The organism is Rubripirellula obstinata, from assembly GCF_001642955.1.
Classification (GTDB): domain Bacteria; phylum Planctomycetota; class Planctomycetia; order Pirellulales; family Pirellulaceae; genus Rubripirellula; species Rubripirellula obstinata.
In genome coordinates this window covers 38279-46122 of record NZ_LWSK01000041.1, presented here as the reverse complement: position 1 = coordinate 46122, position 7844 = coordinate 38279, and the positions used below count along the sequence as shown (strand labels likewise).

Genomic DNA, 7844 nt, shown 5'->3' with positions numbered 1-7844 from the left:
CCTAGTAGTCCATGTCAGCTCAATCTTCGGTTAGGAGGTAGCGGAAGTCGCGTAGACTTTCGGCGTCCCCCTCGTAGCCGAAACTCTTGGCGAGTTCCGCTACCCGAAAATTGAGGTGACGCGGAATACTAAAGTAGGCCGTAGCGAGTGGAGTGAGTTACGGCATGTCTGCAAGTGCCGTAACTCGCTCCACTCGCTACGGCCTACAAAAAGCGTGCCTGCAACCGCAGAATCCTCCCGTGCGTGTTAGAGCTTGACAACGATGCACGGTGAACGCGTTGACCGAAATAAAGTAAAATTGGTTGGATAACCTAACAAATTCCGATGGTTGCCAACGAAAGTAGCGCTGTCCAGCTAGGCTTTAGAAACCGTTTGATTGTCTGATTGTCGAAATCGGTGAAGTTTTTGATGCCAAAAATTGATTCCAACGTGGCGGCTGAACGTTATCCAAGCGTGCGTCGTTTGACCGAGCAACTTGCCGAACCTCTATCCGCCGAAGACTGCTCGATCCAGTCGATGTCGGACGCCAGCCCCACTCGTTGGCACATGGCTCATACGACTTGGTTCTTTGAAACGTTTCTGTTGAAACAGTTGCCGGGATACGTTTCGCCATCGCCGCAGTTCGAGCAGCTTTTTAATTCGTACTACAACTCGGTCAGCGAACTGTTCGATCGTTCACGACGCGGTTGTCTTTCGCGACCGAACATGGACGAGGTCCGTGAGTATCGCAAGCATGTCGATTCGCTTGTGCGAGAGAACTTGGAATCGGGCAAATTCAACGACCACCAACTCGCTGTTCTCGAAATCGGAATCAACCACGAACAACAGCATCAAGAACTGATCCTAACCGACATCAAACATGGCCTGGCGTGCAGTCCGCTACTGCCGACCTATCGCGAATCGGTTTCAGAAAATTACGCCGACGCCGACGCCAGTGAGATCGAATGGGTTGACGGCCCCGATGGCTTGGTGTCGATCGGACACGATGGCGAAGGATTCTCATTTGATAACGAATCGCCAAGGCACTTGTTTCACCTGGTTCCCTATCAGGTCGCCAGCCGCACGGTCACCAACGCAGAGTTCTTGCAGTTCATGCAGGACGGCGGTTATTCGCGGCCGGAGTTCTGGCTATCGGCCGGTTGGGACGCGGTTCAGAGCAACGACTGGTCCGCGCCGCTGTACTGGAAAAAGGCAGGCGATGAATGGGAAAACTTCACGCTCGCTGGCCCACGCCCGATTGCGATGAACGAACCGGTTTGCCACATCAGCTATTTCGAGGCCGATGCTTACGCACGTTGGGCAGGCTGTCGATTGCCGACGGAATTCGAATGGGAAGCGATGGTCGATTCACTTTCAATCAAACCTGATTCTGGTTGCTGGTCAGACCAATTAATCTCCGCAAACCAGGCGATACACCCGAGGGCTCTGGTCCAGAATCATGGCTTCGACCACGCGTTTGGAAATGTCTGGGAATGGACCAGCAGCCAGTACAGTGCCTATCCCGGGTATGCACCACCGCCAGGTGCGTTGGGTGAATACAACGGCAAGTTTATGTGCAATCAATTCGTGCTGCGAGGCGGTTCGTGTGCAACGCCACAAGGTCACATACGATCCACCTATCGAAACTTTTTCCCCGCCGACACGCGGTGGCAGTTTTCAGGGATACGGCTGGGCCGCTAAATCTTTGGCGTTGACGCGGACATTGGAGGTCCAAGTTTTGTTCCGTCCCTACTGAAGTACGCCAACGGCGTTAAACACCATAGCCCAGGGTTAAGGTTTTGCGAGCGTAGCGAAGCAAACCGCAACCCTGGGTTGATGACGTTAACGAATTAGTCTCCCCCGTCCCCGATTTTGACGGCGAAGCCGCCAAAATCGGGGACGGGGGAGGGGGGCTGCTGGTGCTCCGTGACCCAGGGTTGCAGCGTCAAATCGCCAAGGCGATTGACGACTTTAACCCTGGGCTATGTTGTTTAACGCCGATGGCGTAGAGAAAGAAAGTAGCGCAAGCAAGAATGACTTTAACCCCAAAGATTTAGCGGCCCAGGATAAGGTTAGCGAAGTCGTTGTAGAACGGATTTCATTCCGCTGGACAGTCGGGTGCTTCACTTGATCGTTGCTTCACTCGATCGTTACTTCACTCGATCGTTACTTCACTGGCACTCACCCACTGGTCGCTTGGCACACCCGTGCAATGGATGCGAACATACCGCGCGGTTGCGTTGACCGCGTGCGATTGTTCTGAGCCTTTGGTGTTACTCGACGCGAGTGTCTTCCAATCGTTTCCATCGGATGACGCTTGCACGGTGTAAGCGTAAGGCCCACCCGATTCCCAGACGACGCCAACTCGATTCAGTTTTGTCTGCTTGCCCAAGTCTTTGGAAACCCACTGAGGCGTACTTCCATCAGCGGCACACCAACGCGTGTTTGGATCGCCGTCGAACGCCAATTTTGCGACGTTTCCTCGGGTCGTCTCTGAACTCGACGACCGAAACTTGCCCTTGGGGCCGGAACCAGACGCGAGCGGTTTCAAACTTTCAAAGTCAACCGGTTCAGCATCCACTGCGGAATCCATCACTTGAGCAATTGATTCTCCTGCATTGATCGATTGGATTCGATACGAGTATTGGAATTCTCGGTCGGTCAACAAATACGGTTTCAGCGCCGTCTGTCCCCAACTGTTGTTCCCGCCGACTCCCATTTGCCGATGGTCGATGTTCAGCAAAATGTTTGGCGAGCGTTCCATTTGAAACGAGTACTCAGAGCTTTCCATCGTTTTGACGCCGTAGTGTCTCGCACCCACCGACAACGGTTCGCCCGCGGCAGAGATCAACACCCCATCGCCATTTTCGTTCGTCAGCGAAACCCAGCGGACATCGACCTTGTTGCCGTTTTCTTGGGGTCGCGAGTAGTCGATCCATTGATCGTCCACGGTTCCACCGAACACGCCAATCCGCTCGTAATTGCGATCCGCATAGGTCGGGTTGGGGCCGCGTCCAAACCACTGTATCTGGTTGAACTGCTTGCCAAGTTGCAACTGCGTTCCAACACGATGCGGATACTTTTGTTTCGGACTCGCCGAGATTTTCAATGCCACGTCAACATCGATCTCTGCGTTGCCGTAGACCGTGTAAACGATTCGATACACAGAGCTAACGGATGGCAGTCGTGCGTCAACCGTCATTCGGACCGCACCGGATTGCAACACATCAAGATTTGCTTCGGTTACGACTTGTTGATCGACCGCATCTTTCCAGACCTTGCCGAGTTTTCCGTATTTGATCGGAGCCTTATCGTTATCGGTGTAGGCACGCCATAAGTCTAAACTTGGCCCATTTTCAATTAGCAATTTCCCATCGACAGAATAGCTTTCAAGTGTTCCAGCCTTGGTATCGAAAACAACCTGAAAATCATCACCGCTAACCGTCGCTTTTCCGTCTGCCTTGACAAGCTTCGGCGCTGGCAACGAAGCGGGTTGGATTCGGATCGCCGATGTTTCTTTGGGCAGCTTAAACTGTTCAAACGACAATTCATGGCCCGGTTCAACTAGTTCACTGTACGCCTGCTTTGCAACAAAACGCAGGGTCACGAAGTACTCCGCACCTGGTTTGATTTCCAAGCTTGGCATGTCAATTTGGATTTGCGATTCGCCACGCGCTGGAATATCTAGCGCTGGCAAATCGCCTTTGGCAATTTCCTTACCACTCTCTTCAATCACCCAACTTCCTTTGACAATATCGTCCATGTTGACCGTATCAAACCAACTTTTGATGGTGAACGTTCCAGCCATCAAATCGATCGGTGTGACGTGAACGTTTCGGTAGACGTGTTTGATCGCAAACAAACCCGGATGCGGCGTCCAGTCGGACGCAATTAAACCGTTCATGCAGAAATTGTTGTCATGGTGAATGCCATGCTTATCTTCATGCCAACCACCGTAGGCAAAGAAGTCTTCCCGGACCGGTCCGACACCCACGTTTGGTTGATGCGAATCTGGTACGGGCGTACGCAATCCCTGGTCCATCCAATCCCAAACGAAACCGCCGCAATGATTGTCGTGCTGATAGATCGTGCCATGCCAATACTCGGCAAGGTTCCCGTTGCTGTTGCCCATCGCATGCGTGTACTCGCACAACACGTTGGGTTTCTCGCCAGCTTCGCGCCCCCAATTCTGATCCGAATACATCTTTGAATTGAAATCAGATGCCTGGTAACCCTCGCGTTTCTCGCCCTCGTAATGAACCGGACGCTCGGGGTGATTCGAATTCAGATATCGATAAGCCGCGTCAAAGTTCGGTCCCACGCCGGCCTCGTTCCCAAGGCTCCAGATGATGACCGATGGATGGTTCTTGTCACGTTCCGCCATGCGACGCACACGATCGACGTGCGGTACTTCCCAAGCCGGATCGTTGGCGAGTTTGTTTTGCGGGTTGTTTCCGTAATCGTGCGATTCAATGTTGGCTTCATCAATCACCCAGATTCCGTATTGATCACAAAGGTCATACCACAGTGTGTCGTTGGGATAGTGACAGGTGCGTACCGCGTTGATGTTGTTTTCTTTGAATAGACGAATGTCACGAATCATCGAATCGCGGTCGGGCACCTGTCCCAAATCCGGATGCGTTTCGTGACGGTTGACGCCTTTTAGTTTTAACTTGACGCCGTTGACGTAGAACACGTTTCCTTTGATTTCAACCGTTCGGAAACCAACACGCGCCGGAACCACTTCGATTGTTTTGCCGCCATTTGAAAGCGTCAACAATGCTTTGTAGAGATTAGGCCGCTCGGCACTCCATGCTTTAACCTTAGGCACGTCCAACACCAGCGGCGAACCGTTTTCCACCCAGCCTTGCGCGACGCGATTACCACTTGAATCAAGCAACTCGCATTTCGCACGTTCGGCTCCGATAATATCTGCTGTTACGGTCAAGCGACCATCTTGATAATCGTTGACAAGCGACGCGTCGATTTTGAAGTCACGGATGTGCGACTCTTCGATCGACCATAGCGAAACGTCGCGAAAGATCCCCGCCAAACGCCAAAAATCTTGGTCTTCTAAATAGGAACCGTCGCACCATCGATAGACCGCAACGGCGAGTTGATTCCTGCCAGGTTTCAGGTATTCAGTAATCTCAAATTCGGCGGGCGTCCGACTACCTTCGCTGTAGCCGACTTTTTCTCCGTTGACCCAAAGGTAGAAACAAGAGTTCACACCAGCGAAATGAATTATTGTTTTTCGTTGCTGCCATGATTCTGGTATCTCAAATTCGGTCCGGTAGCTGCCCACGGGATTGATCGCCGGATCGATCACGGGGGCATTCTTCTCGAACGGATACTTCATGTTGGTGTAGATTGGAATTCCATGTCCATGCAATTGCCAATTCGATGGAACCGGAATCGTGCCCCAAGCCGAATCGTCAAAATCGACCTGATAAAAATCCATCGGCCGTTCGTTGACGCTGGGCACCCAGTTGAATTTCCAATCCCCGTTAAGCGACTTAAGCCAAGGCGATTGGGTTGGGTCCATCGCGATCGCTGACTCGGCATCGGGATACGTCATCATTGTCGCGTGCGGTTGTTCGGCATTGACCTGGATAACGTCCAGATCTTGCCAACCGGCCAAAGCAGACGAAGTGCTGCATAAGGTGAAAAACAACAGGAACAAATTCAGAAACTTTGCGAGGTGCATTCGGGATCGTTTGTTCATCAGCAGGCTGCTTTGGAGGCGTATCGAAAAAACACATACTTTGGTGGTTCACAACGGAGAATAACATTTCTACACCAAACCATTGCGAAGGATAGAGCGATTTAACGCAACGCTGAGAAGCCGTTTTGAGTGGCTCGATTCGGAACGCCCAAATCATCAACCTAGCTACCGCGTTGAAGGAATTCGCGGGCTGGACGATACGCAGCCATGAGCTGGATCGGCAAAGATGGTTTGGACTAGGTAGATTGGGTCATTTCCGCTCGAGTCGTTCCCCCGGCGAACGCTCGGTCTGTCGGAATTTTTAATTTGCAGTGTTCATCGCGTGTTGGTTCGTTTAGCCGCGTGGGCATCGCCGTGCGTTGTGGGGCCAGCGCGACGCGCGGGGCGATGCCCACGCGGTTAAACAAGTTAGGAACCCTCCACTGCGTTGGGCGCCGTCTAGGGTCGCTGTCTGGAATCGCTGTCCAGAATCGCTGTCTAGGGGGCTCTGAAAACCATTTAGAGAACCCCTGGGATTTTTTTTGTGTCTGAACGACAATGCGCTTGCGGTAATAACGTTACCCGGCACTTTGGCCATTCCATTCCCTAGACGGTCCCTCATGTCTGAACCGCTTTCCGATCACCCGCAAATCCTCAGCGACACGCCAAATATCGACGCGCCGCCGATTGATACTCCAACGACTGATCCCGAACCGAAGCCGTTTGAGGTTCAGTTCGCCACTCGCGTCAATCGACTGCCGCCGTACATGTTTGGTCGGATCAACAATTCGCTGTACCAAAAGCGTCGTGCCGGTGATGACGTCATCGACTTGGGGATGGGCAACCCGTCCGATCCGCCGGATCCGTTGGTGATCGAGAAACTGCACACCGCCGCGGCCGATCCAGGCAACCACGGTTACAGCAAATCCAACGGCATCGCGAACCTGCGCCGAGAATTGGCCAGCAAGTATTACCGCAAGTACGGCGTCAACCTTGATCCCGAACACGAAACGATCGCGTGCTTGGGCAGCAAGGAAGGTTTCTCGCACATGTGCTTGGCGTTGATGGGCGCAGGCGACACGGCGATCATTCCATCGCCATTCTTTCCCGTTCACATGTACGGTGTGATTTTGGCTGGCGGCAACGTCGTGTCGCTGGACGTGGCTGACCCAAACAAATTCCTTCGCGATGTCGCTTTCACGTGCGAGAACATGGAACCCAAACCGAAGGTTCTGATCGTTAACTATCCGCACAACCCAACCTCCGCGGTCATCGAACCTGATTTCTTTATCGATGTCGTTCGCTTGGCAAAGAAGTATGGGTTCTTGGTCATCCACGATTTTGCTTACGCCGATGTTGCGTTCGACGGTTACTTGCCACCAAGTTTCTTGGCCGCACCGGGGGCGAAGGATGTCGGCGTCGAATTTACGACGATGAGTAAGGGATACAACATGGCCGGATGGCGAGTTGGGTTCTGCGCCGGCAATTCAGAGATGATTCGCGGCTTAGCGACGATCAAAGGCTATTACGATTATGGCATGTTCCAAGCAGTCCAGATTGCGGCGATCGTTGCGATGCGAGAAACCGAGGCGACGGTAGCCAAGCAATCAGAAATCTACCAAGGTCGCCGCGATGTGTTGGTCGGCGGTCTGAAACGATTGGGATGGAATGTCAATCCACCCAAGGCAGGCATGTTTGTTTGGGCCGAAGTTCCCGAGCCATGGAAGAGTTCGATGAGCACGATGGACTTCGCGATGAAGTTGCTTGAAGAAGGCAACGTCGCGGTCAGTCCCGGATCAGGTTTTGGCAGCGGAGGCGAAGGCTTCCTGCGAATGTCGCTGGTTGAAAACGAACAGCGTCTGCGCCAAGCCGTCCGTCAAATCGGAAAATGCCTAAGCCCGCAAGCAGTTGCATAGGGCCAATTGCTGTCGGCCCGCTGGGCCTGGTCGGTTTTGGTTTCGAGTAACCGGTGGCTGCGCCACCGGCAGAGTGCTGTCGGCCCGCTGGGCCTAGTCGGTTTCCAAGCCACGGAGTGGCGGCAGCCCGGTGCCGGTGGCGAAGCCACCGGATAACAATTGTCGGCCCGCTGGGCCTGGTCGGTTTCTAAGCCACAGAGTGGCGGCAGCCCAGTGCCGGTGGCGCAGCCACCGGATAACCATCC

General features: G+C 53.3%; 3 protein-coding genes. 2 read left to right on the top strand and 1 reads right to left on the bottom strand.

The annotated features are described in order from the left end of the window. Nucleotides 1–408 precede the first annotated feature (408 nt). Nucleotides 409–1680, top strand: coding sequence for an ergothioneine biosynthesis protein EgtB (gene egtB / locus RC85_RS12120; protein ID WP_068262985.1), 1272 nt, complete (start codon nucleotides 409–411; stop codon nucleotides 1678–1680). Between the two features lie 454 nt (nucleotides 1681–2134). On the opposite strand, the gene RC85_RS12115 is transcribed toward egtB, so the two are convergent. Continuing rightward, nucleotides 2135–5704, bottom strand: a complete 3570-nt coding sequence (locus RC85_RS12115; RefSeq protein ID WP_068262981.1) for a glycoside hydrolase family 2 TIM barrel-domain containing protein — start codon at nucleotides 5702–5704, stop codon at nucleotides 2135–2137. Nucleotides 5705–6303: 599 nt separating this feature from the next. On the opposite strand from RC85_RS12115, the gene RC85_RS12110 reads away from it, so the two are divergent. Next, nucleotides 6304–7599 (top strand): aminotransferase class I/II-fold pyridoxal phosphate-dependent enzyme, encoded by a 1296-nt coding sequence (locus tag RC85_RS12110; protein ID WP_068262979.1) that lies wholly within the window; start codon nucleotides 6304–6306, stop codon nucleotides 7597–7599. Nucleotides 7600–7844: the final 245 nt, after the last annotated feature.